Origin of the sequence: Variovorax sp. OK212, assembly GCF_900112425.1 — a bacterium.
Taxonomy (GTDB): Bacteria; Pseudomonadota; Gammaproteobacteria; order Burkholderiales; family Burkholderiaceae_C; genus Variovorax.
The window spans coordinates 1,038,211-1,063,957 of record NZ_FOLP01000001.1 but is presented as its reverse complement, the minus strand read 5'-3'; the positions used below and the strand labels follow the sequence as shown (position 1 = coordinate 1,063,957).

The following is a 25,747-nucleotide window of genomic DNA, read 5'->3' as shown; positions in this document are numbered from 1 at the left end:
CGGTGTGCAAGATAGGGAGATGCAAGAGACGCTGGCCGGACTTGAAATACCTGTCCGATCAGCGAAGCCTGCGATTATGGCATGGATTCGGGTTTTTACCTAATCCCATTCCTCGCGCAGGCTGTGACTTGCTTCACAGCCTGCAGGCCAACTCAATCCACGAGACGCAGGAAGGTCTCGCGGTAGTGCGCCAGTTCCTCGATGGACTCGTGCACATCGGCCAGCGCGGTGTGCGCCTGCTGCTTCTTGAAGCTGTTGTAGGCCGTGGGTTTCCAGCGCTTGGCCAGCTCCTTCAGCGTGCTGACGTCGAGGTTGCGGTAGTGGAAATACGCTTCCAGCTTGGGCATGAACTTGACCAGGAAGCGCCGGTCCTGCCCGATGGTGTTGCCGCACATCGGCGAGCCGCTGCGGGGGATGTACTTGGCGATGAATTCCAGCAGCTGCTGCTCGGCGGCGGCTTCGTCCAGCGTGGAGGCCTTGACCTTGTCGATCAGGCCGCTGCGGCCGTGGGTGCCCTTGTTCCAGGCGTCCATGGCGTCGAGCACGGCGTCGCTCTGGTGAATGACGAGCACCGGGCCGTCGATGCGGGGCGTGAGGTCGGGGCCCGTCACGACCACGGCGATTTCGAGCAGGAACTCCTTTTCAGGGTCCAGGCCGCTCATTTCGCAGTCGAGCCAGACCAGGTTCTGGTCGCTTTTCTTCAGGGTCGGCACTGCGGCCGGGGGCGTCGGGTCGAGGGATTCAGGCATCGCAGGATTGTCGTCGAAGGGCTGCGGCGCCAGATACCGAGGGCTAAACTCGCCGCCTTATGTCCTATTCGCTCATCTTTACTGCAGCTTTCGCCATTGCGCTGGTTGCGGGCTTGATCGTGGAGTTCTGGCTGGCATCCAGGCAGATGCGCCATGTGGCACGGCATCGCGCCGCCGTGCCGGCCGGTTTTGCGCAGAGCATCACGCTGGCTGCGCACCAGAGGGCTGCCGACTACACCGCCGCCAAGACCCGGCTCAACATCATCGAGATGGCCGTCAGCGCAGCAATACTTCTAGGCTGGACGTTGCTTGGCGGACTCGACTTGCTCAACAAGCTCCTGCTGGCCTGGATGGGCGGTGGGATGCTGCAGCAGATTGTGCTCATCGCCTCCTTTGCGGCCATCGGCGGCCTGCTCGGACTTCCCTTTTCGCTCTGGCGGATCTTCAAGCTCGAAGAGAGCTTTGGCTTCAACCGGATGACCGTCAAGCTCTGGCTGCTGGATACGGCCAAGTGGACCGTGGTGGGCGCGGCCCTGGGCCTCCCGTTCGCAGCACTGATCCTGTGGCTGATGGCCGCGGCCGGCCCGATGTGGTGGCTGTGGGCCTGGGGCGCGCTCACGTTCTTTCTGCTGCTGTTGCAGGTGATCTATCCCCTCTTCATCGCCCCTTGGTTCAACAAGTTCACCCCGCTCGACGACCCCGTGCTGCAAACGCGCGTGATGGCCCTCCTGAAGCGCTGCGGCTTTGCATTCAAGGGGTTGTTCGTGATGGACGGCAGCACGCGCAGCGCGCACGCCAATGCCTACTTCACCGGTTTCGGCGTCAGTAAACGCGTGGTGTTCTACGACACGCTGCTGAGCCAACTGGACGCCGCCGAGATGGAAGCTGTGCTGGCACACGAGCTGGGCCACCTCAAGCACCGGCATCTCTGGAAAAGCCTCGTGATGACATGTCTTCTGAACCTGCCGGCATTCGCACTGCTGGGCTGGGTTTCGACACAGGTCTGGTTCTATGCGGGGCTGGGTGTGCGGCCCGACATGACGGCCCCGAACAATGCCCTGGCGCTGCTCCTGTTCATGCTGGCCGTGCCGGTTTTCAGCTTCTTCATCGCTCCGATGTTCTCGCAGCTGTCGCGCAAGAACGAATTCGAAGCCGACACCTACGCAGTGGCGCAAACCAGCAGCACCGCACTTTCGGCTGCGCTGCTCAAGCTGTACAAGGACAACGGCGCCACCCTCACGCCCGACCCCGTGTTCGTCAAGTTCTACTACTCGCACCCTCCCATATCCGAGCGCCTGGCCCACATGGCCGCGGCATGACCCCTCACCTCCAAAGCAGCCCACCATGAGCAGCATGTTCAAGCCCAAAGACTGGAAGAATCTTCCTCCCCGCAAGGCGCTGAGCGCCACCGAGATCGTGGCGAGCCTGGCGCGCCTCGACGGCTGGAAGCTCACCGGCGACGGCGCAGACGTCGCCGTCGAGAAGACCTTCACCTTCGCCAACTACTTCGAGACCATCGCCTTCGTGAACGCGCTGGCCTTCGTGGCGCACACGCAAGACCACCACCCCGACCTGTCGGTGCACTACAACCGCTGCGTGGTGCGCTTCAACACGCACGACGTGGGCGGCCTCTCGGTCACCGACTTCGACTGCGCCCGTCAGGCCGACGCACTGGTCGCCGCCCCCGGCGCCGCCGCATGACGGAACACGCCCTTGGCTAAGCCGGGCCGCGCCGCCGCTTCCGCGGCCACCGCCGCGAAGAACCTCCAGGAAGGCCTGGTCATTGCCAGCCACGGGCGCCACTGCATCGTCGAGACGCCCGACGGCGAACGGCGCATCTGCCATCCGCGCGGCAAGAAGAGCCAGGCCGTGGTCGGCGACCGCGTGCACTGGCAGGCCAGCGAGGACGAAGGCACCATCGAGCAGGTGCTGCCGCGGCGCAACCTGTTCTACCGGCAGGACGAGATCCGCACCAAGTCGTTCGCGGCCAACCTCGACCACGTGCTGATCCTCATCGCGGCCGAGCCGGAGTTCTCCGAACACCAGTTGGCGCGCGCGCTGATCGCGGCCGAAGCCGAACGCATCACGCCGATCATTGCGCTCAACAAGAGCGACCTGGTCGAGCCCTTCGAGCGCGCCTGGACCAAGCTGGCGCCCTACCGGCGCATGCACCACGGCGTGCTGCCGCTGTCGCTCAAGGCCTCGGGCGAAGCCGACTACGCGTCGCTGATGAAGCTGCTCGCCGGCAAGTCGACGCTGGTGCTCGGGCCGTCGGGCGCGGGCAAGAGCACGTTGACCAACCTGCTGGTGCCCGGCGCCACCGCGTTCACGCAGGAGATCTCGCAGGCGCTGAATTCAGGCAAGCACACGACCACGAGCACCACCTGGTACTGGATCGACGCAGCCCGCACCACGGGCCTGATCGACTCGCCGGGCTTCCAGGAATTCGGCCTGAACCACATCGAGCCGATGCAGCTCGCCGGCCTGATGCCCGACATCGCCGAGCACATGGGCGACTGCAAGTTCTACAACTGCACGCACCTGCACGAGCCGGGCTGCGGCGTGATCGCGAACGTGGGAACGGCCGGCGCGCCCGGTGCCATCAGCCCGAGCCGCTACAAGATCTACGGCGAGCTGTTCGCCGAGCTCAGCCAGAAGCGGTACTGAGGCCGCGCTTCAGCGCAGCCAGATCCGGTACGACCTCCACGTCGGGTCGAACACCAGGTCCAGCGTCACCGGCAGGTCCATGTCTTCCTGCAGCGATTGCGCGTGCGTGATCGCTGCAGCCTCATCGGCCACCTGGAAGTGAACGGTGCGAACGCCCTCCTCCAGCACGACGTGCGTGCAGCAGCCTTCTTCGTGTTTCTGCAGCAGCGCGGTCAGCCGGTCTTCGTAGAGGCGGGCCTCTTCCAGCTCCTCGCCCGACTCCACCGGCATCGCCGCCGACAGCCGGTGGCCGAGGTCTGCGCGGCCCAGCAGCGCGGTGGCGGAGTCGTTGCGCATCACGACCACCTCGACCTCGCTGCCGTCCGCAGCCTCGCGCGTGGCGCTCAGGCCCGACCAGGCGTGCTCGCCCATGGGGAACACACCGGTGTGGCCAAGGTCGTCGCGCCAGAAGGCATCGAACACGGGCGCGAAGCCATCGAGCGGCACGCCGTCGAAACCCTCGCTGTCGCCCGCATCGACATAGTCGACCGGACCGACCTTCACCGCGGTGTCGTACTCGCCCAGGATGTGGTCGAGCATGATGAGGCTCATGTGGCGCGCGTGGTCCTGCATGTCCATGGGAATCGGCTTGGCGAAGCCGATTTCCAGCGCCACCAGGCCGTCGTACGGTTCGTGCTTCACAAGAATGTCGGCGCTCGCCAGCTCGAAGCCGTCCATGCGGATCGCGAAACTGTCGTTCGCGCGCTGGCGGAAGGCCTCCACCTCGATCGGGGCGAGCGCGGGGCTGCTCTGCGCCAGCGCCATCACGTCGCCGAAGTCGTCCATCGAGCCATGCGCGGTCAGCACGAGCTTGAAGGCGGGCGGATCTCCGGCCACCTCGGCAGCCAGCCGCGGAAAGAGGGGCTGCAGCAACGCGTTGAGCGCTTGCACCAGGTCGTGGGCCGGCAGCGTGCGCAAGTTGTCGATCTCGGCACTCACCGCTTGCCAGAAGCCTGCACAGGCCGCTGCGCGCGGATCGGAGTCGGGGGTGGTCATTGCCGGGGGTCTTTCAGGAGGCGGGGTCAAGAATGTCCTGCAGGTGCTGCACCAGCAGGCTGCATTGCTCGCGCGTGCCGATGCTGATGCGCAGGTACTGCGCGATGCGCGGCTGCTTGAAGTGCCGCACCAGCACCGCGCGCTCGCGCAGCAGCGCCGCCAGCTCGGCGGCATCGCGCTGCGGATGGCGCGCGAAAACGAAATTGGTCTGCGAAGGCAGCACCTCGAAGCCCAGGTCTTCAAGTTGCAGCACGAGGCCTTCTCGGGTGTCGGCGATCTTGGCGCAGGTGCTGCGGAACCACGCCTCGTCGTCCAGCGAGGCCACCGCACCGGCCGAGGCCAGCCGGTCGATCGGGTAGGAATTGAAGCTGTCCTTGACGCGCACGAGCGCGTCGATCAGGTGCGACTGGCCGCAGGCAAAGCCGACACGCAGGCCGGCCAGTGCGTGCGCCTTGGAGAGGGTCTGCACCACCAGCAAGTTGGGATACCTGTGGACCAGCGGCAGCGCGCTCTGGCCGCCGAAATCGACATAGGCCTCGTCGACCAGCACCACGCGGTCGGGGCAAGCGTCGAGCAGTTGCTCGATGCGCGCGAGCGGCAGGCCGATGCCGGTCGGCGCGTTCGGGTTGGCGATCACGATGCCCGCGCAGCCGTTGCGGGCACGCGCCGCGATGGCGTCGACGTCGATGCGCAGGCCCTCGTCCACCGGCTGCAGCTCGCAGGCGATGCCGTAGATCTGCGCATAGACCTTGTAGAAGCTGTAGCTCACGTCGGGCATCAGCAGCGGCTCGGCTTGCTGGAAGAACGCGAAGAAGGCGTGCGCAAGGACTTCGTCGGAGCCGTTGCCGGCAAACACCTGCTCGGGCTGGAGACCGTGCCGGCGCGCGACCGCTTCGCGCAGCGCGAGCGAGGTCGGGTCGGGATAGAGCTCCAGGCCGCTCTCGGCGGCACGCCGGATGGCCTCGACCGCGACGGGCGACGGCGGGTACGGGTTCTCGTTGGTGTTGAGCTTGACGAGGTTGGCGATGCGCGGCTGCTCGCCGGGCACGTAGGGCTCGAGCGCGGCGATGCGCGGGCTCCAGAAAGCCGGCACGGGGTGGGTCATGGGGTTGTTCCTTCGCTCAGCCCAGCAGGCGAGCCAGCGTGAGCAAGGCCAGCAGCACCATCCACATCACGACCGAACGCCAGACCAGGCCCACGACGCTGCGCAAGTGGGCGGGCTCGGGCTCCCGGCCGGGCGTGCTGCCGCTGTCGAAGCGGCTGCCGTCGGCCACCGGTTCGCCGGCCTGGGCACGGGGCAGCGGGTCGGCCACCGGGATCGGCCGCAGCGAACCGCCGCCAAGGCGCACGTTCACCGCGCCCGACGTGGCCGCGAGGATCACGCCGTCGTTCTCGTTGGGAAAGCGCTGCGCGTCGTTGCGCCAGCAATCGATCGCCTCTTCGAAGCTGCCGACCACCGCGAAGCCGAGCGCGGTGATGCGCGCGGGCAGCCAGTCGATCGCATGCCATGCGCGGTCCGCGGCCTCCTGCGCGGAAGCGCTCGAGGGCTGCAGCGCGGCGCCGTTCTTGTGCGCCCAGTAGCGCGAGACGAATTCGCTCATGCGGTAGAACACCGCGCCCGCGGGACCCAGGCCGATGGCCGCGACGATCGAGAACCATGCCAGCACGCCGAACACGTGGCGGTGCGCGGCGATCACCGAATGCTCGATGACATGGCGCACGATTTCGCTGCGCGGCAGATCGGCCGCATCCACACCCTGCCAGTGCGCGAGCAGCGAGCGCGCGAGCGGCTCGTCGCGTTCGTCGAGCGCGTCGCGGATGTCGGTGAAGTGGTGGCTGAACTGCCGGAAGCCGAGCGTGACGTAGAGCACCGCGATGCTCCAGAGCACCGCAAAAGGAAGGCCGAGCGTGAGCACCAGCAGCCAGTGGATGCCCAGCGAAAGAAGGGTTGGCACGAACACCGCGAGGCCCCAGGCGATCCATCCGTGATGCGGCTTGCCCGCGTCGAAGTTGCGGCTGGTCCAGCGCGTCCACGCCAGGACACCGCCGTACACGGGATTGCGCGGGCCCAGCGGGCGCACCTGCTCGATCAGCAACGCGCACAGGATGGCAAAGAAGCTCATCCTTCGATGATAGCGAGAGCGCTTGAAGGTTCAGGCGCCGTTCGCAAGAGACTCAGGCGGCGAGGAAGCGGTAGAGATTGCGCAGCATGCCGGCCGTCGCGCCCCAGACGAAGCGTTCGTCGGGCCCGTCCTGGTAGGGCATCGAATACCACTCGCGCCGGCGGCCGTCGACCGCGCTCACGGAATGGCGGCGGTGGTTGGCGGGGTCCATGAGCCAGGCCAGCGGCACCTCGAAGGCCTCGGCCACCTCATAGGGATTGATGGTGAGCTCGAAGTCGGGCTGCACCAGCGCGACCACCGGCGTCACGATGAACGAAGTCACCGTGGTGTAGGTCGGAAGGCTGCCCAGCACTTCGATGTACTGCGCCGAAAGACCGACCTCCTCCCACGCCTCGCGCAGTGCGGCCGCGGCGATGTTGGCGTCTTCCGGATCGACACGGCCGCCCGGAAACGCGACCTGCCCCGAGTGGTTCGACAGGTGCGTGGTGCGCTCGGTCAGCAGCACGGTCGCACCCTGCGGGCGTTGCACGATCGGCACCAGCACGGCGGCCAGCGCGGGCGGGCGGTCGACCATGTTGGGCTCGCGGCGCAGCTCGGGGGTCCACGCCGGCGGCGTGGCGAATCGTGCGCGCAGGGCCTGCGCCGTCAGCTGGTCGGCCGCTACCGCGGGCAAGCCGTCGCTGCCGTCCACGAACGGCGCCTCGCGCGGGTCGAACTGCAGCAGCGTGGGCGGCACCACGGCATTGACGGGTTCGACGGGAACGGGTTGCATGGCGGCGGCGGCGGTGTGGGTCAAGAGAGGAAGCGGCCCGCGGGCGGGACAGGTAGGGAGTAGAGCGTAAAAATGCGGCGCTGTCTTTTGGCGTTCGGTGCCGTGCGCAGCGCCAATGCAAAAAGCCGCCAGAGCGGCGGCTTTTTGTGCACGACAGGACTGCTTACTTGGCAGCAGCCGTCGACTTGCTCGGCAGCTTTTCCTTGATACGTGCCGAGCGGCCGCTGCGTTCACGCAGGTAGTACAGCTTGGCGCGACGCACATCGCCACGGCGCTTGACTTCGATGCCGGCGATCAGCGGGCTGTAGGTCTGGAACGTACGTTCCACGCCTTCGCCGCTGGAGATCTTGCGCACGGTGAAGCCGCTGTTGAGGCCACGGTTGCGCTTGGCGATCACGACGCCTTCGTAGGCCTGCACGCGCTTGCGGGTGCCTTCGACGACGTTCACGCTGACGATGACCGTGTCACCAGGCATGAAATCGGGAATGGTCTTGCCGAGGCGGGAAATTTCTTCCTGCTCGAGGGTCTGGATGAGGTTCATGATTTCCTGATAGTCGATCGTGTCGGGCTACACAAAAGGCGCCTTGGGCTTTCAACGACGGATCGCTGAAGAGACCGGCGCGGCCGGGCAGAGGATCGGGGAACCGCCGATTATAGCTTTTTTTTCAGCGCGGCCTCATCGGCCTTGCCAAGACGGCCCGCTGCACGGGCTGCGTCGATCAGTTCCGGCCGCCGCGCGGCCGAGATGGCCAGGCGCTGGTCGCGCCGCCAGCGCTCGATCTGCGCATGGTGGCCCGAGAGCAGCGGCGCCGGCACGCCCTGCCCGTTCCACTGCTCGGGCCGCGTGTAGTGCGGGCAGTCGAGCAGGCCGTCCAGCGCAGGATTGAAGCTGTCCTGCACGTGGCTGGCCTCGTCGCCGAGCACGCCGGGCTGCAGGCGCGCCACGGCGTCGAGCAGCGCCATGGCCGCGATTTCGCCACCGGACAGCACGAAGTCGCCGAGGCTGATCTGGTGGGTAACGCGGGTGTCGATGAAACGCTGGTCGATGCCTTCATAGCGGCCGCAGACCAGCACCGCGCCTTCGCTGGCCGACCAGCGTTCGACCGCCTCGTGCCGCAGCGCCTCGCCGATGGGCGAGAACAACACGACGGGCGCCTGCGAGCCGCGTGCCGCGAGCGCCGCATCGAGGCAGTCGGACAAGGGCTCGGCCATCATGACCATGCCGGGCCCGCCGCCGAACGGCCGGTCGTCCACGCGCTTGTAGTTGCCCTGCGCAAAGTCGCGCGGATTCCACAGCACGACCTCGACCTGCTTCGATTCGTAGGCACGGCGCGTCACGCCGCTGGCCATGAAAGGCGCGAACAGCTCGGGAAACAGCGTGAGAACGTCGAAGCGCATGCCGCGCGGTCGCCGGTCAGTATTCGGGTTGCCAGTCGACCGTGATCAGGCGGCCGGGCAGGTCGACCTTGTCGACGAAGACCGAGACGAAAGGCACCATGCGCTCGATGGCCTTGCCGTCTTGCTCGGCAGTGAGCACCAGCGTGGTCTGCGGGCCGGTGGCGAGCAGCTCGCGCACCGCGCCGAGCACGACGCCTTCGCGGTTGACCACCGACAGGCCGATCAGGTCGACCCAGTAGTACTCGTCGTCGCCGGCCGTGGGGAAGCTCGAGCGCGGCACGAACACGCGCGCGCCGCGCAATGCTTCGGCCGCATTGCGATCGGGCACGTCGTCGGACGTGGCGACGATGCAGTCGGAATGTTCTTTGGCTTCGCGGATCGCGAGCCTGAAAGCGCTGCTTGCCGAGGCTCCGGGAGCCTGCAGGAACCAACGCTTGGAAGAAAAGAGCGCCTCGGGTTGGGCGCTGTGGGGCAGGACCTTGAACCAGCCCTTGATGCCCCAGGCATCGGCGATGCGCCCTACTTCAATCGCGTCCGCCGGCAATTCGGCGGTTTCGAGGGCAGGCAACATCGCCGTGCGGCCGGCTTAAGCCGCCGCCTTGGGAGCTGCCGAAGCAGCTTGCTTGATGATGCGCAGAACGGTGGGCGAAGCTTGTGCGCCGACGCTCTTCCAGTACGCCAGGCGGTCCTGGGCGATACGGATGCTTTCTTCGTTTTCCTTGGCGGTCGGGTTGTAGAAACCCAGGCGCTCGATGAAACGGCCATCGCGGCGAACGCGCTTGTCCGACACGACGATGTTGAAGAACGGACGGCCTTTGGAGCCGCCGCGGGAGAGTCGAATGACGACCATGATTTATCCTTGGGTGGTCAGCAGGCCTTATGGATGAAGAAGAGGCCCGCTCACAATGTTCTTCCAGCGTCGAGACACGCGACATGGCCACCCGGCCAGCGACACGCTGAAAAGCCCGCGATTATAGCCCGACAAGCGTTTCCTCCGAATTTCGGCCTCGCGCCACCTGCTTTCATCCGCATGCCCCTCACCCTGCGCCCCAGTCGCGACGAAGACGTTGCAGCCATCACCGCCATCTACGCCCACCACGTGCTGCACGGCACCGGCACCTTCGAAACGGAGCCTCCTTCCCCCACCGACATGGCCGCCCGCCGCGCCGACGTACTGGCCAAAAATCTGCCGTATTTCGTGGCCGAAGAAAATGGCGAAGTGTTGGGTTTTGCCTACTGCAACTGGTTCAAGCCGCGCCCGGCCTACCGTTTTTCGGCCGAGGACTCGATCTACATGTCGGAGTCAGCGCGCGGCAAGGGTCTGGGCGCCAAGCTGCTGGCAGCGCTGTCGCAGGCCGCCGAAGCGGTGGGCGTGCGCAAGCTGATCGCGGTGATCGGCGACTCGGCCAACGCCGGCTCCGTCGGCGTGCACCGCAGCCAGGGCTTCACGCACGTGGGCGTGCTGAAAGACTGCGGCTGGAAGTTCGGCGAATGGCGCGACGTCGTGCTGATGGAAAAGATGCTCGGCGAAGGCAGCACCACCAAACCCGAATGAAGCCGAATGACGCCGAATGGCACCGACTGATTCCCGAATGAAAAACAAGACCACCGCCGCCTGGCTCTCCTTCCTGGGCGGCCCGCTCGGCCTGCACCGCTTCTACCTGCGAGGCATGGGCGACTGGCTCGGCTGGCTGCTGCCGATTCCGACGGCGCTGGGCGTCTACGGCATCGAGCGCGTGCGCATGTACGGCGTGGACGACGGCCTGAGCTGGGCGCTGATTCCGCTGCTGGGCTTCACCATCGCAGGCTGCGCCTTGATGGCCATCGTCTACGGGCTGATGACGCCCGAGAAATGGAATGCCCGCTTCAACACGAGCGCGCCGGAAGACGCGGCGCCCGGCCAGACGAACTGGTTCACCATCGGCGCGGTGGTGCTGGCCCTGTTCTTCGGCAGCACGATCCTGATGGCCAGCATCGTGTTCAGCTTCCAGCGCTACTTCGAGCACCAGATCGAAGAGGGCCGGAAGATTTCGCAGTAGCGGATGGGCCGCGATCGGCCCCGATCAGCACCGGCGAAGGTCTTTAGAAGACCTGCAGGCTGATCCAGTAGGCAATCGCCGCCACGAAAGCCGAGGCCGGGATCGTGAAGATCCAGGCCCACACGATGTTGCCCGCCACGCCCCAGCGCACCGCGCTCGCGCGCTGCGTGGAGCCCACGCCGACGATGGCGCCGGTGATGGTGTGGGTGGTCGACACCGGAATGCCCAGCGCGGTGGCCAGGAACAGCGTCAGCGCCCCGCCCGTCTCGGCGCAGAAGCCGCCCACGGGCTTGAGCTTGGTGATCTTCTGGCCCATCGTCTTCACGATGCGCCAGCCGCCGAACATGGTGCCCAGCGCAATCGCGGCGTAGCAGCTCACGATGGTCCAGGTCGGCGGGTTCGCGTCGCTGGCCGAGGCGTAGCCGGTGGCGATCAGCAGCATCCAGATGATGCCGATGGTCTTCTGTGCGTCGTTACCGCCGTGGCCCAGGCTGTACGCGCCCGCGGACACCAGCTGCAGCCGGCGGAACCAGCGGTCCACGCGCGACGGCGTGGCGCGCCGGAAGCCCCAGGCCACCACGACCATCATCATCGAGCCCAGCAGGAAGCCCAGCAGCGGCGACACGAAGATGAACGCCACCGTCTTCCAGATGCCGGAAGCCACGAGGCCGGCGGTGCCGGTCTTGGAGATCACCGCGCCCACGATGCCGCCGATCAGCGCGTGCGACGAGCTGCTCGGAATGCCGTAGTACCAGGTGACCAGGTTCCAGCTGATGGCACCCACCAGCGCGCCGAACACCACGTGCACGTCGACCACCCCGGGCTGGGCGATGCCCTTGCCCACGGTGGCGGCCACGCTCAGGTGGAAGATGAAGATCGCGACCAGGTTGAAGAAGGCCGCGAACACCACGGCCTGCCCGGGCTTGAGCACCCCGGTGGAGACCACCGTCGCAATCGAATTGGCGGCGTCGTGGAACCCGTTCATGAAGTCGAACAGGATCGCCAGCGCGACCAGCACCACCACCACCCAGAGGGCGACCTGTACCGTTGCCATCGGTCGCTACCCGCTCAGGAATTCTCGAGGACGATGCCCTCGATCACGTTGGCCACGTCCTCGCACTTGTCGGTGATCGTCTCGAGCAACTCGTAGATCGCCTTGAGCTTGATCACCTCGCGCACGTCGGGCTCCTCGCGGAACAGCTTGCTCATGGCGCTGCGCATCACGCGGTCGGCGTCCGACTCGAGGCGGTCGATTTCCTCGCAGGTCTTCAGCGTGGCCTCGGCCACGGCCGGGTCGGCGATCTTGCCGAGGAACTTCACGGCGTCCTTCAGGCGGTCGCAGCACTTCACGCTCAGGGCCGTGAGGCGCACGATCTCGTCGGTCATGTGGCGCACGTCGTACAGCGCCATGGTCTCGGCCGAGTCCTGGATCAGGTCGGCCACGTCGTCCATCGTGTTGATGAGCTTGTGGATCTGCTCGCGGTCGATGGGCGTGATGAAGGTTTTGTGGATCAGCCGGTTGACGTCGTGCGTCACGCGGTCGGCCGCGCGCTCGGCGTTGTCGACGTCGCGGTTGTACTGCTCGCGCAGGTGCACGTCGCTGTAGTTGGCCACCAGTTGCTCGAACGCGCGCGCCGCCTCGACGATGCGCTCGGCGTGCTGGTTGAACATCTCAAAAAAATTCCCCTCGCGGGGCAGCAGCTTGCCGAACATGGCGCTCTCCTGGAATCTCGGGTCTCGCCCTGCCACAGGCGTGTGACAGGGTCGTGAAAAACCGCACAAGTGTAATGGGAGGGCGAACCCGCACCGCGCCGGCGGGGTTCCCGCCGTGCGGCCGATCGTCGACGGCGCTCAGTTCCGGATGCGTTCGATGACCTGGCCCGACACGCGCGACAGCGCCACGCGCGGCACCTTGTCGGGTGCGATCTCGGCCAGCGGCTTGAGCACGAAGGCGCGCTCGCGCATGCGCGGGTGCGGCAGGGTCAGCGTGGGCGTGTCGATCACCGAGTTGCCGTGCATCAGCAAGTCGAGATCGAGCGTGCGCGGCGCATTGGGGAACGGCCGCTCGCGGCCGGCCTGCGTCTCCAGGCGCTGCATGGCGATGAGCAGCTGCTCGGCGTCCAGGCCGGTGCGCAGGGCCACCACGGCATTGATGAAATCGGGGCCGGTGGCATCGACCGGCGCGCTGCGATAGAGCGACGAGCGGGCCGTGACCTGCGTGCGCTGCAATGCGCCCAGCGCGTCCATGGCCGCCTTGACGGCCGCTTCGGCGTCGCCGAGGTTGGCGCCGATGGCGACGAAGGCCTGCACGGTCGGATAGTCCTCGCGCACGCGGCTGGGGCCCCGGCTGGGCGCGCGGCGCGCAGGCGGCGCGCCCCGGGCACCCGCGGGCTTGGCACCCGCAGGTTTAAGTCCTGCGGGTTTAGCTCCTGCGGGCTTGATTCCTGCAGGCTTGGCGCCCGCGGACTTCGCACCCGCAGGCCGTGCGCCCGCCGGCTTGCCGGCTGCTTCACGCGACGGTTTCCCCTGGGGGGCGATGCTTTTCTTGCCGTCCTTCGGCTTGTCGGACGCGCTCATGCGCCTTCGGCGCTCCCGCCGCCCTCACCACCGCCACTGCCACCTCCCGCGGGACGCGGCTTGCGGCGGCGCCGGCGCTTGCGCGGCACGGCTTCGCCATCGGGCGGCACGGCGCCGGCTTCGACTTCCAGCTCGTCGTCCTGCTCGGTCTCGGAGTTGGCGCTGGCGTCGGCGTCATGCAGGCGCATGGCCGGTTCGCCGCGCGGCTTGGCGGGGGCCTTGGGCGGCGGCGCCGTCTCGCGCACGCGCACACGCTGGCGCACCTTCTGCTCTTCGCGCACCTGCTCCAGCAGGTCCTGGCGGCGCACGTCGTCGGCGGTGCTGAATTCCTGCCACCACTCGGCAATCGCCTCGCCCACCTCGCCCACGTCGGCGCGCAGGCGCATGAAGTCGAAGGCGGCACGAAAGCGCGCCTGCTCGACCAGGCTGTAGGGCGTGGAGCCGGTGCGCTTGTCGAAGCGCGGCTGCATCATCCAGATCTCGCGCATGTCGGCGGCCAGCTTGCCGCGGCCCGACACGTCGCCGATGCGCGAATTGAACACGTCGTCGATGGCGTCCTGCAGCGCCGGGAACGGTGGCTGCGCGCGCTGGCCGTGGCGGCCTTCCTGGCGCTGGGCCCAGCCGTCGCGCACGTCGGCCCACAGCACGCAGGCCAGCAGGAAGCTGGGCGCCACGGGCTTGCCTTCGCCCACACGGCGGTCGGTGTCCTGCAGGGCGGCCTTCACGAAAGGCTGGTCGGCGCGCTCCACCACCACGTCGAGCAGCGGGTAGATGCCGCGTACCAGGCCGAGCTTGTTGAGCTGCTCGATGGTGGCAATGGCGTGGCCGGTCTGCAACAACTTGAGCATTTCGTCGAACAGGCGACTCTGCGGCACGTCGGCCAGCAGCTTGCTCGACTCGATCAGCGGCGCCGCCGTCTTGGCTTCCATCTTGAAGCCCAGGGCCGCGAGCTTGGCCGAGAAGCGGATGGCGCGAATGATGCGCACCGGGTCTTCTCGGTAGCGCGTGGCCGGGTCGCCGATCATGCGCAGCGTGAGCTTCTGCGCGTCCTTGATGCCGTTGTGATAGTCCACCACCACCTGGTTGGCCGGGTCGTAGTACATGGCGTTCACGGTGAAGTCGCGGCGCGCCGCGTCTTCTTCCTGCGGGCCCCAGACGTTGTCGCGCAGCACGCGGCCGCTGGCGTCCACGGCGTGCTTCATGCTCGCCAGTTCACCCTTGCTGGTGCGCTCGTTGCCCGACACCTGCTCGGCGGCGGTGTTGTCCATGTAGGCGCGGAAGGTCGAGACCTCGATCACCTCATGTTCGCGGCCGCGCCCGTACACCACGTGCACGATGCGAAAGCGCCGCCCGATGATGAAGGCGCGGCGAAACAGCGACTTCACCTGCTCGGGCGTGGCGTTGGTGGCCACGTCGAAGTCCTTGGGGCGCAGCCCCAGCAGCAGGTCGCGCACCGCGCCGCCCACCACGTAGGCCTCGTAGCCGGCCTGCTGCAGCGTGGTGACCACGTTCTTCGCGCGTTCGTCGACCAGGGCCGGATCGATCTTGTGGACCTCCGCCGGCACCTCCTGGCGCTTGCCGAAACGGCTCGCGCCCTGTGTGCCGCCGGCGGACTTGCCGAGCAGCTTGTCGATGAATTTCTTGATCATTGTTGGTTGGAAGCCTTGTTCGCTCTTTTATTCGTTCTCGAGCATGGAGCGGATCAGCGGAATGGTGATCGCGCGTTGCGTCTGCAGGGCATAGCCGTCGAGCTGCGTGAGCAGCTCCATCAGGCTGCCGAGGTCGCGGCTGAAGCGGTGCAGCATGTAGTCGAGCACATCGTCGGACAACATCACGCCGCGCGCGTCGGCGGCCTGGCGCAGCACCGCGCGGCGTTCGCTTTCGCTCAGCACGTGCAGGTGGAAGACATGGCCCCAGCCGAGGCGGGTGCGCAGGTCTTCGCGCAGCGGCAGGTCGGCCGGCGGCAAGGCGCCGGCGGCGACCACGCCGCGCTGCAGGGTCTGTGCGTTGACGAACCAGTTGAAGGCCGCGTGCTGCTGCACGGCGGTGTAGAGGTGCACGTCGTCGAGCAGGACGGCGCCCCAGCGCTCGTCGAACTCGGGCGGCTCCAGCAGGCCGGCGTGCAGCCAGCCCACGCTGGCGCCCTGCTCGCGCAGTGCGACACGCACCGATTCGAGCAGATGGGTCTTGCCGCTGCCGCCGTCGCCCCACAGATAGGTCGGCACCGGCGAGTGCAGCGCAGGGCTGCCGGCGCCGCCCACCCACACTTGCAGATGGCGCAGCGCCGCCTCGTTGGGGCCGGCAAAAAAGGCGTCGAAGCTGGGGCCCGTCGCAATGCCGATATCGAGCGCGAGCTGTTTCATCCCGGGAAGGTTCATGGAGGGGGCCGCGAGGGCCCTTAAAATCGTGAGGAATTCTATCGGGCCGGCCACCATGGTTACCGGCGACCCCTTCAGCTCCTACTATTCGCGTTCTTTCGCGTCCTTTCGCGGCTTTTCGCGTCCTTCCCGACCTCGACCACCCATGACTTCCCCTACGCCCACCCCCCTCAGCTACAAGGACGCCGGTGTCGACATCGATGCAGGCGACGCCCTGGTCGACCGCATCAAGCCGCTGGCCAAGAAGACCCTGCGCGAAGGCGTGCTGGCCGGCATCGGCGGTTTCGGCGCCCTGTTCGAGGTGCCCAAGCGCTACAAGGAGCCGGTGCTGGTGAGCGGCACCGACGGCGTGGGCACCAAGCTCAAGCTGGCGTTCGAATGGAACATGCACGACACGGTCGGCATCGACCTGGTGGCCATGAGCGTGAACGACGTGCTGGTGCAAGGCGCCGAGCCCCTGTTCTTCCTGGACTACTTCGCCTGCGGCAAGCTGGACGTGGAAACGGCCGCCGCCGTCATCGGCGGCATCGCCCGCGGCTGCGAAATTTCCGGTTGCGCGCTGATCGGCGGCGAAACCGCCGAAATGCCCGGCATGTACCCGGCCGGCGAGTACGACCTGGCGGGCTTCGCGGTCGGCGCGGTCGAGAAGTCGAAGATCCTCACGGGCCAGAACGTGAAGCCTGGCGACGTGGTGCTGGGCCTGGCCTCGGCCGGCGTGCATTCCAACGGCTTCAGCCTGGTGCGCAAGGTGATCGAACGTGCCGGCGCCGACCTGCCCGCCACGCTCGACGGCAAGCCCTTCCGCGAAGCCGTGATGGAGCCCACCCACCTGTACGTGAAGCCCGTGCTCGAGGCGCTGGCCAAGCACCCGATCAAGGCGCTGGCCCACATCACCGGCGGCGGCCTGCTCGAGAACATCCCGCGCGTGCTGCCCGAAGGCACGGCCGCCCACCTGAAAAAGGGCAGCTGGCCGCAGACCGAGCTGTTCGCCTGGCTGCAGAAGGTGGCCGGCATCGACGACATCGAGATGAACCGCACCTTCAACAACGGCATCGGCATGGTGGTGGTGATCGATGCGGCCGAAGCCGCCGCCTGCGCCGCCACGCTGCGCGCCGCCGGCGAATCGGTACATGAAATCGGCGTGATCGCCGCGCGCGGCGAAGGCGCCGCGGTGATCGTCGGCTGAGCGCCGGCTGCTCCGTCCACTTATTGAGCAGAGCAAGCACCGCCCGGATGGCCAAGAAGCCGCAACCCATCAACCCCGCCCTGACGGCGGCTCCCATCCACCGCCCCACCGCCTCGCGCGGCGTGATGGTCGCAAGCTACCTGCTGATGCTGGCGGCGCTGCTGCTGGTGATGTGGGAACACCTGCTGCCGGGGTTGCTGTGCGTGTGCATCGGCTTCCTGGCCACGCGCTGGTTCGCCCGCGTGCTCGGCGGCGGCCTGCTGCGCATGCCGGCGCTGAACAAACGCCCCGCGCGCGCCCAGGGGTGGGCCAACGTGCTGGCCGTCATCGTCGTGCTGCTGGGCCCCATCGCGCTGCTCACGCTGGCGCTGTCGCAGGCCCGCGAATACATCGTCGACGCGCCCGACCAGTACCGCGAACTGCTCGACTACACCGCGCGCACGGTGCTCGAGCTGCGCTCCAAGCTGCCGGTCGAGATCGCGGCCTACCTGCCCGAGGGCGCCGCCGAAATCCAGCGCGTGATCGCCAACTACCTGCGCGCGCAGGCCGGTTCGCTGGCCATGGCGGGGCGTGCCTGGCTGCACGGGCTGCTCTTTTCCTACGTGGGGCTGATCGTCGGCGCGCTGGCCGCCGTGTCGCACACGCCGCTGCGCCGCCTGCCGCTGGCCGAGCAGCTGCACCAGCGCGTGCAGACTTTCGGCGAAGCCTTCGGCCAGATCGTGGCGGCGCAGTTCTGGATCGCCGCCTTCAACACGCTGCTGACCGCCGTCTTCCTGCTGTTCCTCATGCCGATGTGGGGCGCGCACCTGCCGTACACGCCGGCGCTGATCACCCTCACCTTCCTGGCCGGCCTGGTGCCGATCGTGGGCAACCTGGTCTGCAACTCGGTCATCACGCTGGTGGGGCTGTCGGTGTCGCCGGTGACGGCTGCGGCCTGCCTGATCTTCCTGATCGTGATCCACAAGGCCGAGTACGTCATCAACGCCAAGGTGGTCGGCGCGCGCACGCAGATGAGCGTGTGGGAGCTGCTGGCCGTGATGTTCGTGGCCGAAGCGGTGTTCGGCCCGGCCGGCCTGGTGGCGGCGCCGCTGTACTACGCGTACCTGAAGAAAGAGCTGCAGGCGGCTTCGCTGGTCTGACGGGCAGGCGGGCGAGGCGAGCAGGGCCCGATGTCCGGATCTGATCGATTCTGGTCCGCTCCCGAGCGGTCCATGGGCTGGTAACGCAGAAGAATAGCGGGCATCATCCACTTTGCCGCCGCGAGCCCCGCCATGAAAACCTGTCTGATTGTGATCGACGCCCAGGAATCGTTCCGCCAGCGCGCGTACTGGAACGAAGCCCTGGGCAGCGCCTACCTGGCCCAGCAGAACGCCCTGATCGCGGGCTGCGCCGCCTCCGGCGTGCCGATCGTGCGGGTCTTCCACACCGACGAGCCCTCCGACGCCAGCAACCCCTTCGCGCGCGAATCGGGCCATGTGCGCCCCATCGGCGGCCTCGCCGACTTCGCGGCCGCGGCCACCTTCACCAAGCACCGCCACAGCGCGCTGGTGAACAGCGGGCTCGACGTCTGGCTCACGCAGAACGGCATCGGCCGGCTGATCGTGAGCGGCATCCGCACCGAGCAGTGCTGCGAGACCACCACGCGCCACGCCTCCGACCTGGGCTGGGAGGTCGACTACGTGCTCGACGCCACGCTCACCTTCGACATGCTGCAGCCCGACGGCAAGCCGCTGTCGGCCGCCGACATCAAGGCGCGCACCGCCACCGTGCTGCAGGGCCGCTTCGCCACCGTGTGCACCGTGGCGCAGGCGCTCGAGCGGGCCGTGGCATGAGCGGCGCCACGCTGCGCGTCTCGATCCTGGCTTTCGACGGCGTCGAGGCGCTCGACTTCGCCGGCCCCTTCGAGGTGTTCACCACCGCCAGCCGCGTCGCCGGCCGCCTGCAGCCCGGCTCGGCCGCCCCGTTCGCCGTGGCTTCCGTCGCCGAAGCGGCGCACGGCCAGCCGGTGCGGGCGCGCGCCGGCCTGCAGCTGCTGGCCGACCACACGCTGGCCGACAGCCCCAAGGCCGATGTGCTCATCGTCCCCGGCGGCGTGGTCGACGCGCCGCTCGCCAGCCCCGCCACCCTGCGCTGGATCGCCGCGCAGGCCGCGGGCGCGCAAGTGGTCGCCTCGGTGTGCACCGGCGCCTTCCTGCTGGCCGCCAGCGGCGTGGTGACGACCGACGCCGTCACCACCCACTGGGAAGACATTGCCGACCTGCGCGCGCAGTTCCCCGCGCTCGACGTGCGCGACGGCGTGCGCTGGGTCGACAACGGCCGCATCGTGAGCTCGGCGGGCATCAGCGCCGGCATCGACATGAGCCTGCACCTGGTCGAGCGGCTGGCCGGGCGCGAACTGGCCGAGCGCACCGCGCGCCAGATGGACTACGCATGGACCCGAGAACCCCGAACCTCCCCCGCACACCCCACCTCCCCGCCCGCGCACCCATCCGCGTAGTCTTCGTGCTGCTGCCCGGCAGCCTGGTGCTCGACTGGGCCGGGCCGGCCGAGGCGCTGCGCATCGCCAACCAGCGGCTGCGCGCCATGGGCCAGCCCGAGCGCTTCGCCATCGAATTCGCGAGCCCGCGGCCAACCTCCATGAGTTCGGTCGGCGTCGCGATTTCCGGCCTCGCGCCGCTGCCCACGCAGTGGAACGGCCCCGGCTGGGTGGTGCTGGTGGGCCTGCCCGGCGACGCCATCGCCACCGACAACCCCGAAGCGCAAGAGTTGCTGCACTGGCTGCGCGGCCTGCGCTTCGAGCGCGACCGGCTGGAGCTGGTGACCGTCTGCGCCGGCGCCGTGCTGGCCGCGCATGCCGGCGCGCTCGCGGGCCGGCGCGCCACCACGCACCACCATCACCTGGGCGAGCTGCGCGCCGTGGAGCCGCGCTGCGACGTGGTCAGCAACCGCGTGTTCGTGATCGACCCGCCCGTGTATAGCAGCGCGGGCGTCACGACCGGCATCGACCTGGTGCTGCACCGCATCGCCGAGCTGTGTGGCGAAGCGCTGGCGGCGCAGGTCGCGCAGACCATGGTGGTGGCGCTGCGCCGCGGCCCGCACGACCCGGAGCTGTCGCCCTTCCTGGCCTACCGCAACCACCTGCATGCCGCGCTGCACCGCGTGCAGGACGCCGTGAGCGAGCAACCGCAGGCCGACTGGAGCGTGCCGCGCATGGCCGAGGTGGCGCACACCTCGGCGCGGCACCTCACGCGGCTGTTCGTCGAGCATGCCGGCGTGGCGCCGCTGGCCTACCTGCGCCGGCTGCGGCTGGCCACGGCGCAGCTCGCGCTGGCCTCGGGCGCCAGCGTCACGCGGGCGGCGGAGCAGTCGGGCTTCGGCTCGGACACGCAGCTGCGCCGCGCGTGGCACCAGTTCGGCCTGCCGGGCTCGCCGTCGGAGGCGAGCCCGATGCCCGCCGCCTGACCGCGCTCAGTGCCCTGCACCCGTGGAGCTCACGGGGCCTGGGGGGCTCACGACGCCCGCCGGTGCGGGCCCGGGCACGCGCAGCAGCTTGTCGCCGCCGATCTCCAGCAGCCGGTTGGCCGCATAGCTGTTCTGCGAATCGGGCTCCAGCGCCGCGCTCACCAGCGGCGACAACGGCTGCGCCAGCGGCACGTAGAAGCTGCCGGGCGGCACCACCGCGCGCCCCGGGCGCAGCCGCACGCGGAAGGCGCGGATCGCCTCGCCGTCCTCGATGGCGCCGCGCGCGTCCTGGCGCCGGCCGTCGTTCTGCGACAGCACCTCGTAGCGCTCCACCGGCCACGGCGCGGCGTTGCCGATGCGCTCCACGCGCACGCCCAGCATCTGCAGCCGCTGCACGGCCACGCTCTCGCTGGCCGCGAGCAGGTAGCCGCAGGGACGCGGGCGCGCGTTGGCGATCTTCAGCGGCTCGGCGGCGCGCCAGTCGACGTCGACCGGCTTGTCTTCCCCGGTCTTCGCGTCGAGAAAATCGAGCCGCTGCCGCGCGGGCGTCTGCCAGGCCTCGACCACCACGTCGCCGTGGCAGGCCTCGGCACTGGCGCGCTGGCCGGCCTGGGCCGTGAGCTGCACCAGCGCCGGGCCCTGCTTCGCGGCGGTCTCGATCACCGTGGTGGCGGCCAGCACCTGCGTGTGCACGCGGCGCGCGAAATGCGCGCGGCCGAGCCCCACGCCGCGCACCTCGAGCAGCAGGCTCACGGCCTGGTGCAGGGCGCTCACGTTGCGGCCGGTGTCGGGCTGCACGCCGCCCATCGACACGCTGCGGTCGTCGGCCTTGCCGCCCGAGGTGGTGTGGTACTTGAAGCCCTCCAGGCCGGCCTGCGTGAAGGCGGCCTGCACGGCGTCGACGTAGTCGCGCTGCGCGCTCGCGGCAATGGCGGCATCGAGGTTGCCGACCGTGGCGGGCTGCAGCAGGCCGTCGTACTTCATGACCGCGCCGAACTTCTCGATCCAGCGCCCGCCCACGGTGAACTCGTGCAGGTCGAGCACCACCTGCGGCTTGTAGCGCAAGGTGGCGGCCGCCAGCGCGCGCGCCTCGGGCGTGCGCAGCAGCAGGTGGTCGCGGTTCACGTCGATGCCGTTGGCGGTGACGCGGGTGAACTGCTCGGCGCCGTCGGGGTTGCCGCGCGGCACCAGCACCAGATTGACCTTTTTCAGCAGCGCCGCGCCCGGCTCGCCGGCGAACTGCTGCGCCAGCGCCAGCACGGCCTCGCCGCCGGCCGGCTCGTTGCCGTGCTGCTGCCCGATCACCATCACCGTGGGGCGCGCCGGGTCGATGCGGCCCTCGTCGGCCAGCAGCACCACGGACATCTCGCGGCCCTGCTGCGACACCCCCAGCCGCTCGACGCGCACATGCGGCGACTGGCGCGCCAGCTCTTTCAGGAAGGCCTGCACTTCGGCGTGCGAAGCGAAGTCGGTGCGCCCCTCGCGAAAGCCCGGCGTGGCGTAGCTCACGGGCGGGTCCGGAAAGCGCGCGGCGATGGCCGGCGGCTCGACCCATGCCTTGGCGGGATCGAACTGGGCGTGGGCCGAAGCCGCAGCCAGCAGCGCAAGGCCGAAGACGCACAGCGGCCGGTGTCGGAGGAGGAAGGCGCGGGGCATGGCGCGCATTTTCCACGCGGCGGGCCGGCCAGCGGTTCAGCGAACGTTCAGTTCACTCGGCGGACGGTTCGCTGCTGCAGGCCCGCGCACGCGCCAGCAGCAGCGCCCGCTCGCGCGTGTTGCGCGTGAGCGCGGCGGCGCGGTCGAACTCCCGGCGCGCCTCGTCGCGGCGGCCGAGCTTGAACAGCAGGTCGCCGCGCACGGTCGGCAGCAGGTGGTAGCCCTTCAACGCGGGCTCGTCCATGAGCGGGTCCACCACCTCCAGCCCGGCGGCCGGCCCGAAGGCCATCGACAGCGCCACCGCGCGGTTGAGCTCGACGATGGGCGACGGCGCGAGTTCGGCCAGCGCGTCGTACAGCGCGGCAATGCGGGCCCAGTCGGTTTCGCCGGCGGTGCGCGCGCGGCCGTGGCAGGCGGCAATGGCGGCCTGCAGCGCATAGGGGCCGAGCGCGCCGCCCAGCGACTCGGCACGCGCCAGCGCCGCAAGGCCGCGGCGAATCAGCAGCTGGTCCCAGCGCGCGCGGTTCTGCTCGAGCAGCAGCACCGGCTCGCCCGAGGCGCCCACGCGCGCGGCGGTGCGCGAGGCCTGGATTTCCATCAGCGCCACGAGGCCGTGCACCTCGGCCTCCCCGGGCACCAGCTCGGCCACGATGCGGCCCAGGCGCAGCGCTTCCTCGCACAGCGCGGGGCGCATCCAGTCGTCGCCCGCGGTGGCCGAGTAGCCCTCGTTGAAGACCAGGTAGATCACCTCGAGCACCGACGCGAGCCGTGCCTCCAGCTCGTGGCGGCGCGGCACCTCGAAGGGCACGCGCGCCTCGGCCAGCGTGCGCTTGGCGCGCACGATGCGCTGCGCCACGGTGGCCTCGGGCACGAGGAAGGCACGCGCGATCTCGTCGGTGGTGAGGCCGCCCATCACCCGCAGCGTGAGCGCCACGCGGGCCTCGGTCGACAGCACCGGGTGGCAGGCGGTGAACACCAGCCGCAGCAGGTCGTCACCGATGTCGTCGTCGAGCGCCGCATCGACCGCGTCGGCGAAGTCGGCCTGCGCGATGTCGTGTTGCGCGTCGAGCTCGCGGCCGATCTCGCCGGCCTTGTGCTCGGTCAGCTGCCGGTGGCGCAGGCGGTCGAGCGCGCGGCGCTTGGCCACCGCGGTGAGCCAGGCGGCGGGGTTGTCGGGCACGCCGGATTCACGCCATTGCTCGAGGGCGCTGACCAGCGCGTCCTGCGCCAGCTCTTCGGCCAGGCCCACGTCGCGCACCATGCGCGCGACGGTGGCGATGATCTTCGCGGACTCGATGCGCCACACCGCCTCCAGGGTGCGGTGGATGGCGTCCTCGCGGGCCACGGGCTCAGGCCCCGGTCTTCCTGACGGTCTGCATCGAGGCGAACTCGGCGGTCACCGCCTGCACGTCGGCCGGGTAGTCGTCGAATTCCTGGATCTGGCGCACCTCGATCACCTCGTTGTCGCCGCCCGGGCAGCGCGTGGCCCATTCGATGGCGTCGGCGCGCGAAGGCACGTCGATCACCCAGAAGCCGCCCAGCACTTCCTTGGCCTCGGCGAACGGGCCGTCGACCACCTTGGGCTTGCGGTCCTTGAAGCTCACGCGCGCACCCATCGAGGGCGGGTGCAGGCCGTCGCAGCTGATCAGCACGCCGGCCTTCTGCATCGACTCGTTGTAGGCCATCATGGCCGAGACCGCGTCGACGTCGTCGGGAATGGTGCCGGGCGGGGCGCTCTCGTAGCCGTGGGGAATCATCAGCAGCATGAATCGCATGGTGTGTCTCCTGGGGTTCGCTCGCGTGGGGTTCGGTCGCCGTGCGGCGGCGTCTTCAGTTGCCGCCCTTGGCGCGGGCCTCGGACTCGGCGCGCAGGCGGTCTTCCTGCGCGAGCAGCTCGGGCGTCATCGCGTCGCCGAAGTCGGCCGCTTCGAACACCTGGCGGATCTCGATCTCGCCTTCCTGGAACGGGCTGCGCTTGATCCACTCGATGGCTTCTTCCTTCGACTTCACCTGGAACAGCCAGAAGCCGGCCAGCAGCTCCTTGGTTTCGGCGAACGGGCCGTCGATGACGGTGCGCCTGGTCGGGCCTTCGCAGCGCACGCGCACGCCCTTGGAACTGGGGTGCAGGCCTTCGCCGGCCAGCAGCACGCCGGCCTTGACCAGTTCTTCGTTGAACTTGCCCATGGCCGTGAGTATTTCGGTGCTGGGCATCGCGCCGGCTTCGGAATCCTTGTTCGCCTTGACCAGAATCATGAATCGCATGTCGTTTCTCCTGAAGGTTGATGAGGTTGGAAGCGGCGTCTTGAAGTTGCCTGCTCCTGTTCACACGTCGCGCGAGCGGATGCCGGATCGACACGGGTGCATCGATCTGTTTGTAATTTTTTGTTTCAAGAGCCGGCGTGCCCGGCCGGTCAGGACAGGTCGGCGCAAAACCGCAGCACGTGGCCATCGGGCTCGCGGATCGCGAATTCGCGCAAGCCCCAGGGCTGCGACACGGGCGGCTCGATGACCGTGACGCCGCGCTTCACATAGGCGGCATGCAGGCCGTCGATGTCCTTGCCCACGTGGATCACGATCTCGCCGCGCCAAGGCCTGGCGTCGCGCGCGCTGCATTGCCACAGCCGCAGGTAGACCGGGTCGCCGTAGCTGCGGTCGCCCTTCTTCACGCGGGCGTAGCTGGGCGGTTCTCCGGCGATGAAGTCGAGTTCGAAGCCCAGCACGTCGCGAAACCAGCGCGCCGCGCGCGAGACGTCCGACACCGGCAGCACCGGCTGCACGCCATGGAATTCATGCAGGGTGCCCAGGTCGGGCGCCGGGCTCACACCGGCCTTGGCGCTCATCAGTTGGCCATTCGGCGCAGGGCGGCGACGCGTTCGGCGACCGTGTCGATGTCCAGCGCGTCGTCGGCGTTCGCCAGGTAGGTCTCGAGGTCGCGCACGGCCTGCGCGGTGTTGCCCTGCTCGGCATGCGCCGTGCCGCGGTCGCGGTACTCGCCCCAGGCGGTGGGCAGCAGCACGACGAGGCGGTCCTGCACCGCGATGATGCGCTGCCAGTCTTCCTGCGCGTGGTGCACTTCCTTCAGGTTGCGCAGCATGCGCGCGATGATCTCGCGCGGGCTGGACGGCTGCAGGTACAGGCCCAGCGGCACATCGAAGTCGCCCACCAGCCCGTTGCTGCGCTTGTAGGGCTCCAGCCGCTCGCCCAGCTCCTCGCGCGAGAGCGACTTGCCGGTGAACGGGTCGATCACCACCTGCCCCTTGGGCAGCGTCACCTTCAGCATGAAATGCCCCGGGAACCCGACGCCGCGCGCCTGCAGGCCCAGGCCCTGCGCCAGCTCCATCCACAGCACGGCCAACGAGATCGGAATGCCGCGGCGGGTGCGCAGCACGGCGTTCAGGTAGCTGTTGTCGGGGTCGTAGTAGTCGTTGACGTTGCCGCCGAAGTTCAGGTCGTTGAAGAAGAACTGGTTCAGCGCGCGCAGGCGGGCCAGCGGGGCGGCGTCGGGGGGCAGGCGGCGCTTCAGGCGTGCCAGCAGCTGGTCGACGTCGCCCAGCACCTGCTGCACGTCGAGCTCGGGGTATTCGTCCTGCGCGAGGCTGGCGGCGGCTTCGAGCAGCGGAAAGTGTTCGTCGCTGCTCACGAGCGATTCGAAATATTCCAGTGCGGTGGGAAGCTGAAAGCTGAACGTCATGTGTCTTTGTAGAG

The 25,747-nt window shown here is 68.6% G+C and carries 30 protein-coding genes; 10 read left to right on the top strand and 20 right to left on the bottom strand.

Translation table 11 applies throughout. The features are described 5' to 3' along the window. Positions 1–152: 152 nt before the first annotated feature. Positions 153–749, bottom strand: a complete 597-nt coding sequence (orn, locus tag BM004_RS04840) for an oligoribonuclease (RefSeq protein ID WP_093124316.1) — start codon at positions 747–749, stop codon at positions 153–155. Positions 750–808: 59 nt separating this feature from the next. On the opposite strand from orn, the gene BM004_RS04835 reads away from it, so the two are divergent. Genes BM004_RS04835 through rsgA form a run of 3 tightly spaced genes read left to right on the top strand, consistent with a single transcriptional unit; the run spans position 809 to position 3,416 of the window. Beyond that, complete coding sequence (locus BM004_RS04835; protein ID WP_093211568.1) at positions 809–2,068, top strand: M48 family metallopeptidase; 1,260 nt, start codon at positions 809–811, stop codon at positions 2,066–2,068. A gap of 25 nt (positions 2,069–2,093) precedes the next feature. Continuing rightward, entirely contained in the window at positions 2,094–2,450 is a 357-nt protein-coding gene (locus BM004_RS04830; RefSeq protein WP_093124310.1) for a 4a-hydroxytetrahydrobiopterin dehydratase, read from the top strand. A gap of 12 nt (positions 2,451–2,462) precedes the next feature. Then, positions 2,463–3,416, top strand: a complete 954-nt coding sequence (gene rsgA, locus BM004_RS04825; protein ID WP_093124308.1) for a ribosome small subunit-dependent GTPase A — start codon at positions 2,463–2,465, stop codon at positions 3,414–3,416. A gap of 9 nt (positions 3,417–3,425) precedes the next feature. Here rsgA and BM004_RS04820 read toward each other — a convergent pair whose 3' ends face one another. The 8 genes from BM004_RS04820 to rpsP form a co-directional block, all read right to left on the bottom strand. Beyond that, complete coding sequence (locus tag BM004_RS04820) at positions 3,426–4,451, bottom strand: hypothetical protein (protein WP_093124305.1); 1,026 nt, start codon at positions 4,449–4,451, stop codon at positions 3,426–3,428. A 13-nt stretch (positions 4,452–4,464) separates the two neighbouring features. Then, positions 4,465–5,556 (bottom strand): histidinol-phosphate transaminase, encoded by a 1,092-nt coding sequence (gene hisC / locus BM004_RS04815; protein WP_093124303.1) that lies wholly within the window; start codon positions 5,554–5,556, stop codon positions 4,465–4,467. Positions 5,557–5,572: 16 nt separating this feature from the next. After that, entirely contained in the window at positions 5,573–6,574 is a 1,002-nt protein-coding gene (locus BM004_RS04810) for a CobD/CbiB family protein (protein ID WP_093124300.1), read from the bottom strand. 52 nt (positions 6,575–6,626) lie between these two features. Next, positions 6,627–7,346: a CoA pyrophosphatase gene (locus BM004_RS04805; RefSeq protein WP_093212025.1), complete on the bottom strand. Its 720-nt coding sequence runs from the start codon at positions 7,344–7,346 to the stop codon at positions 6,627–6,629. Positions 7,347–7,509: 163 nt separating this feature from the next. After that, entirely contained in the window at positions 7,510–7,887 is a 378-nt protein-coding gene (gene rplS / locus BM004_RS04800; RefSeq protein ID WP_093124295.1) for a 50S ribosomal protein L19, read from the bottom strand. Between the two features lie 110 nt (positions 7,888–7,997). After that, entirely contained in the window at positions 7,998–8,744 is a 747-nt protein-coding gene (trmD, locus tag BM004_RS04795; protein WP_093211566.1) for a tRNA (guanosine(37)-N1)-methyltransferase TrmD, read from the bottom strand. Positions 8,745–8,760: 16 nt separating this feature from the next. Further along, positions 8,761–9,315, bottom strand: a complete 555-nt coding sequence (rimM, locus tag BM004_RS04790) for a ribosome maturation factor RimM (RefSeq protein ID WP_093124289.1) — start codon at positions 9,313–9,315, stop codon at positions 8,761–8,763. 15 nt (positions 9,316–9,330) lie between these two features. Continuing rightward, a complete protein-coding gene (gene rpsP, locus BM004_RS04785) occupies positions 9,331–9,594 on the bottom strand; it encodes a 30S ribosomal protein S16 (protein ID WP_093124286.1) in 264 nt (87 codons plus the stop codon). 180 nt (positions 9,595–9,774) lie between these two features. On the opposite strand from rpsP, the gene BM004_RS04780 reads away from it, so the two are divergent. Together BM004_RS04780 and BM004_RS04775 are read left to right on the top strand one after the other, a co-directional pair. After that, positions 9,775–10,299 (top strand): GNAT family N-acetyltransferase, encoded by a 525-nt coding sequence (locus BM004_RS04780; protein WP_093211564.1) that lies wholly within the window; start codon positions 9,775–9,777, stop codon positions 10,297–10,299. Between the two features lie 37 nt (positions 10,300–10,336). Next, positions 10,337–10,783 carry a TM2 domain-containing protein gene (locus BM004_RS04775; protein ID WP_093124281.1) on the top strand — a complete coding sequence of 149 codons (447 nt, stop codon included), beginning with the start codon at positions 10,337–10,339 and terminating at the stop codon, positions 10,781–10,783. 43 nt (positions 10,784–10,826) lie between these two features. Here BM004_RS04775 and BM004_RS04770 read toward each other — a convergent pair whose 3' ends face one another. The 5 genes from BM004_RS04770 to hda form a co-directional block, all read right to left on the bottom strand. Further along, complete coding sequence (locus BM004_RS04770) at positions 10,827–11,837, bottom strand: inorganic phosphate transporter (protein WP_093211562.1); 1,011 nt, start codon at positions 11,835–11,837, stop codon at positions 10,827–10,829. A gap of 14 nt (positions 11,838–11,851) precedes the next feature. Then, complete coding sequence (locus BM004_RS04765) at positions 11,852–12,496, bottom strand: DUF47 domain-containing protein (RefSeq protein WP_012746613.1); 645 nt, start codon at positions 12,494–12,496, stop codon at positions 11,852–11,854. Between the two features lie 138 nt (positions 12,497–12,634). After that, positions 12,635–13,360, bottom strand: a complete 726-nt coding sequence (folK, locus tag BM004_RS42455; RefSeq protein ID WP_371268838.1) for a 2-amino-4-hydroxy-6-hydroxymethyldihydropteridine diphosphokinase — start codon at positions 13,358–13,360, stop codon at positions 12,635–12,637. Further along, on the bottom strand, positions 13,357–15,009 hold the full coding sequence (pcnB, locus tag BM004_RS04755; RefSeq protein ID WP_093211560.1) for a polynucleotide adenylyltransferase PcnB: 1,653 nt from the start codon (positions 15,007–15,009) through the stop codon (positions 13,357–13,359). Before pcnB ends, folK begins: the two co-directional genes overlap by 4 nt. Positions 15,010–15,036: 27 nt before the next feature. Continuing rightward, on the bottom strand, positions 15,037–15,723 hold the full coding sequence (hda, locus tag BM004_RS04750) for a DnaA regulatory inactivator Hda (RefSeq protein ID WP_256219780.1): 687 nt from the start codon (positions 15,721–15,723) through the stop codon (positions 15,037–15,039). A 160-nt stretch (positions 15,724–15,883) separates the two neighbouring features. Here hda and purM point away from each other — a divergent pair, with 160 nt between their 5' ends. From purM to BM004_RS04725, 5 genes are all read left to right on the top strand, one after another. Further along, positions 15,884–16,924: a phosphoribosylformylglycinamidine cyclo-ligase gene (purM, locus tag BM004_RS04745; protein WP_093124272.1), complete on the top strand. Its 1,041-nt coding sequence runs from the start codon at positions 15,884–15,886 to the stop codon at positions 16,922–16,924. Positions 16,925–16,971: 47 nt separating this feature from the next. Then, positions 16,972–18,063 (top strand): AI-2E family transporter, encoded by a 1,092-nt coding sequence (locus BM004_RS04740; protein WP_093124269.1) that lies wholly within the window; start codon positions 16,972–16,974, stop codon positions 18,061–18,063. Between the two features lie 132 nt (positions 18,064–18,195). Beyond that, entirely contained in the window at positions 18,196–18,756 is a 561-nt protein-coding gene (locus BM004_RS04735) for an isochorismatase family protein (RefSeq protein ID WP_093211558.1), read from the top strand. Then, positions 18,753–19,421, top strand: a complete 669-nt coding sequence (locus BM004_RS04730) for a DJ-1/PfpI family protein (RefSeq protein ID WP_093211556.1) — start codon at positions 18,753–18,755, stop codon at positions 19,419–19,421. Before BM004_RS04735 ends, BM004_RS04730 begins: the two co-directional genes overlap by 4 nt. Beyond that, complete coding sequence (locus BM004_RS04725; protein ID WP_093211554.1) at positions 19,355–20,386, top strand: GlxA family transcriptional regulator; 1,032 nt, start codon at positions 19,355–19,357, stop codon at positions 20,384–20,386. The genes BM004_RS04730 and BM004_RS04725 overlap by 67 nt, the downstream gene beginning before the upstream one ends. 6 nt (positions 20,387–20,392) lie before the next feature. On the opposite strand, the gene BM004_RS04720 is transcribed toward BM004_RS04725, so the two are convergent. The 6 genes from BM004_RS04720 to BM004_RS04695 all read right to left on the bottom strand — a co-directional run bounded on the left by BM004_RS04720 (position 20,393) and on the right by BM004_RS04695 (position 25,733). After that, on the bottom strand, positions 20,393–22,042 hold the full coding sequence (locus BM004_RS04720) for a M14 family metallopeptidase (RefSeq protein WP_177206348.1): 1,650 nt from the start codon (positions 22,040–22,042) through the stop codon (positions 20,393–20,395). A gap of 52 nt (positions 22,043–22,094) precedes the next feature. Then, positions 22,095–23,387, bottom strand: coding sequence for an RNA polymerase sigma factor (locus BM004_RS04715; RefSeq protein WP_093211550.1), 1,293 nt, complete (start codon positions 23,385–23,387; stop codon positions 22,095–22,097). Between the two features lie 4 nt (positions 23,388–23,391). Then, positions 23,392–23,817 carry a YciI family protein gene (locus tag BM004_RS04710; protein ID WP_093211548.1) on the bottom strand — a complete coding sequence of 142 codons (426 nt, stop codon included), beginning with the start codon at positions 23,815–23,817 and terminating at the stop codon, positions 23,392–23,394. A 55-nt stretch (positions 23,818–23,872) separates the two neighbouring features. Then, positions 23,873–24,304, bottom strand: coding sequence for a YciI family protein (locus BM004_RS04705; RefSeq protein ID WP_093211546.1), 432 nt, complete (start codon positions 24,302–24,304; stop codon positions 23,873–23,875). Positions 24,305–24,453: 149 nt separating this feature from the next. Further along, complete coding sequence (locus tag BM004_RS04700; protein ID WP_093124251.1) at positions 24,454–24,882, bottom strand: bleomycin resistance protein; 429 nt, start codon at positions 24,880–24,882, stop codon at positions 24,454–24,456. Further along, positions 24,882–25,733, bottom strand: coding sequence for a SirB1 family protein (locus tag BM004_RS04695; RefSeq protein ID WP_093124248.1), 852 nt, complete (start codon positions 25,731–25,733; stop codon positions 24,882–24,884). The genes BM004_RS04700 and BM004_RS04695 overlap by 1 nt, the downstream gene beginning before the upstream one ends. Between the last annotated feature and the right edge of the window lie 14 nt (positions 25,734–25,747).

Coding starts and splice junctions, on each gene's coding strand:
- orn (WP_093124316.1), bottom strand. CDS start 749: ATGCCTGAATCCCTCGACCCGACGCCCCCGGCCGCAGTGCCGACCCTG.
- BM004_RS04835 (WP_093211568.1), top strand. CDS start 809: ATGTCCTATTCGCTCATCTTTACTGCAGCTTTCGCCATTGCGCTGGTT.
- BM004_RS04830 (WP_093124310.1), top strand. CDS start 2,094: ATGAGCAGCATGTTCAAGCCCAAAGACTGGAAGAATCTTCCTCCCCGC.
- BM004_RS04820 (WP_093124305.1), bottom strand. CDS start 4,451: ATGACCACCCCCGACTCCGATCCGCGCGCAGCGGCCTGTGCAGGCTTC.
- hisC (WP_093124303.1), bottom strand. CDS start 5,556: ATGACCCACCCCGTGCCGGCTTTCTGGAGCCCGCGCATCGCCGCGCTC.
- BM004_RS04810 (WP_093124300.1), bottom strand. CDS start 6,574: ATGAGCTTCTTTGCCATCCTGTGCGCGTTGCTGATCGAGCAGGTGCGC.
- BM004_RS04805 (WP_093212025.1), bottom strand. CDS start 7,346: ATGCAACCCGTTCCCGTCGAACCCGTCAATGCCGTGGTGCCGCCCACG.
- rplS (WP_093124295.1), bottom strand. CDS start 7,887: ATGAACCTCATCCAGACCCTCGAGCAGGAAGAAATTTCCCGCCTCGGC.
- trmD (WP_093211566.1), bottom strand. CDS start 8,744: ATGCGCTTCGACGTTCTCACGCTGTTTCCCGAGCTGTTCGCGCCTTTC.
- rimM (WP_093124289.1), bottom strand. CDS start 9,315: ATGTTGCCTGCCCTCGAAACCGCCGAATTGCCGGCGGACGCGATTGAA.
- rpsP (WP_093124286.1), bottom strand. CDS start 9,594: ATGGTCGTCATTCGACTCTCCCGCGGCGGCTCCAAAGGCCGTCCGTTC.
- BM004_RS04780 (WP_093211564.1), top strand. CDS start 9,775: ATGCCCCTCACCCTGCGCCCCAGTCGCGACGAAGACGTTGCAGCCATC.
- BM004_RS04775 (WP_093124281.1), top strand. CDS start 10,337: ATGAAAAACAAGACCACCGCCGCCTGGCTCTCCTTCCTGGGCGGCCCG.
- BM004_RS04770 (WP_093211562.1), bottom strand. CDS start 11,837: ATGGCAACGGTACAGGTCGCCCTCTGGGTGGTGGTGGTGCTGGTCGCG.
- BM004_RS04765 (WP_012746613.1), bottom strand. CDS start 12,496: ATGTTCGGCAAGCTGCTGCCCCGCGAGGGGAATTTTTTTGAGATGTTC.
- folK (WP_371268838.1), bottom strand. CDS start 13,360: ATGAGCGCGTCCGACAAGCCGAAGGACGGCAAGAAAAGCATCGCCCCC.
- pcnB (WP_093211560.1), bottom strand. CDS start 15,009: ATGATCAAGAAATTCATCGACAAGCTGCTCGGCAAGTCCGCCGGCGGC.
- hda (WP_256219780.1), bottom strand. CDS start 15,723: ATGAAACAGCTCGCGCTCGATATCGGCATTGCGACGGGCCCCAGCTTC.
- purM (WP_093124272.1), top strand. CDS start 15,884: ATGACTTCCCCTACGCCCACCCCCCTCAGCTACAAGGACGCCGGTGTC.
- BM004_RS04740 (WP_093124269.1), top strand. CDS start 16,972: ATGGCCAAGAAGCCGCAACCCATCAACCCCGCCCTGACGGCGGCTCCC.
- BM004_RS04735 (WP_093211558.1), top strand. CDS start 18,196: ATGAAAACCTGTCTGATTGTGATCGACGCCCAGGAATCGTTCCGCCAG.
- BM004_RS04730 (WP_093211556.1), top strand. CDS start 18,753: ATGAGCGGCGCCACGCTGCGCGTCTCGATCCTGGCTTTCGACGGCGTC.
- BM004_RS04725 (WP_093211554.1), top strand. CDS start 19,355: ATGGACCCGAGAACCCCGAACCTCCCCCGCACACCCCACCTCCCCGCC.
- BM004_RS04720 (WP_177206348.1), bottom strand. CDS start 22,042: ATGCCCCGCGCCTTCCTCCTCCGACACCGGCCGCTGTGCGTCTTCGGC.
- BM004_RS04710 (WP_093211548.1), bottom strand. CDS start 23,817: ATGCGATTCATGCTGCTGATGATTCCCCACGGCTACGAGAGCGCCCCG.
- BM004_RS04705 (WP_093211546.1), bottom strand. CDS start 24,304: ATGCGATTCATGATTCTGGTCAAGGCGAACAAGGATTCCGAAGCCGGC.
- BM004_RS04700 (WP_093124251.1), bottom strand. CDS start 24,882: ATGAGCGCCAAGGCCGGTGTGAGCCCGGCGCCCGACCTGGGCACCCTG.
- BM004_RS04695 (WP_093124248.1), bottom strand. CDS start 25,733: ATGACGTTCAGCTTTCAGCTTCCCACCGCACTGGAATATTTCGAATCG.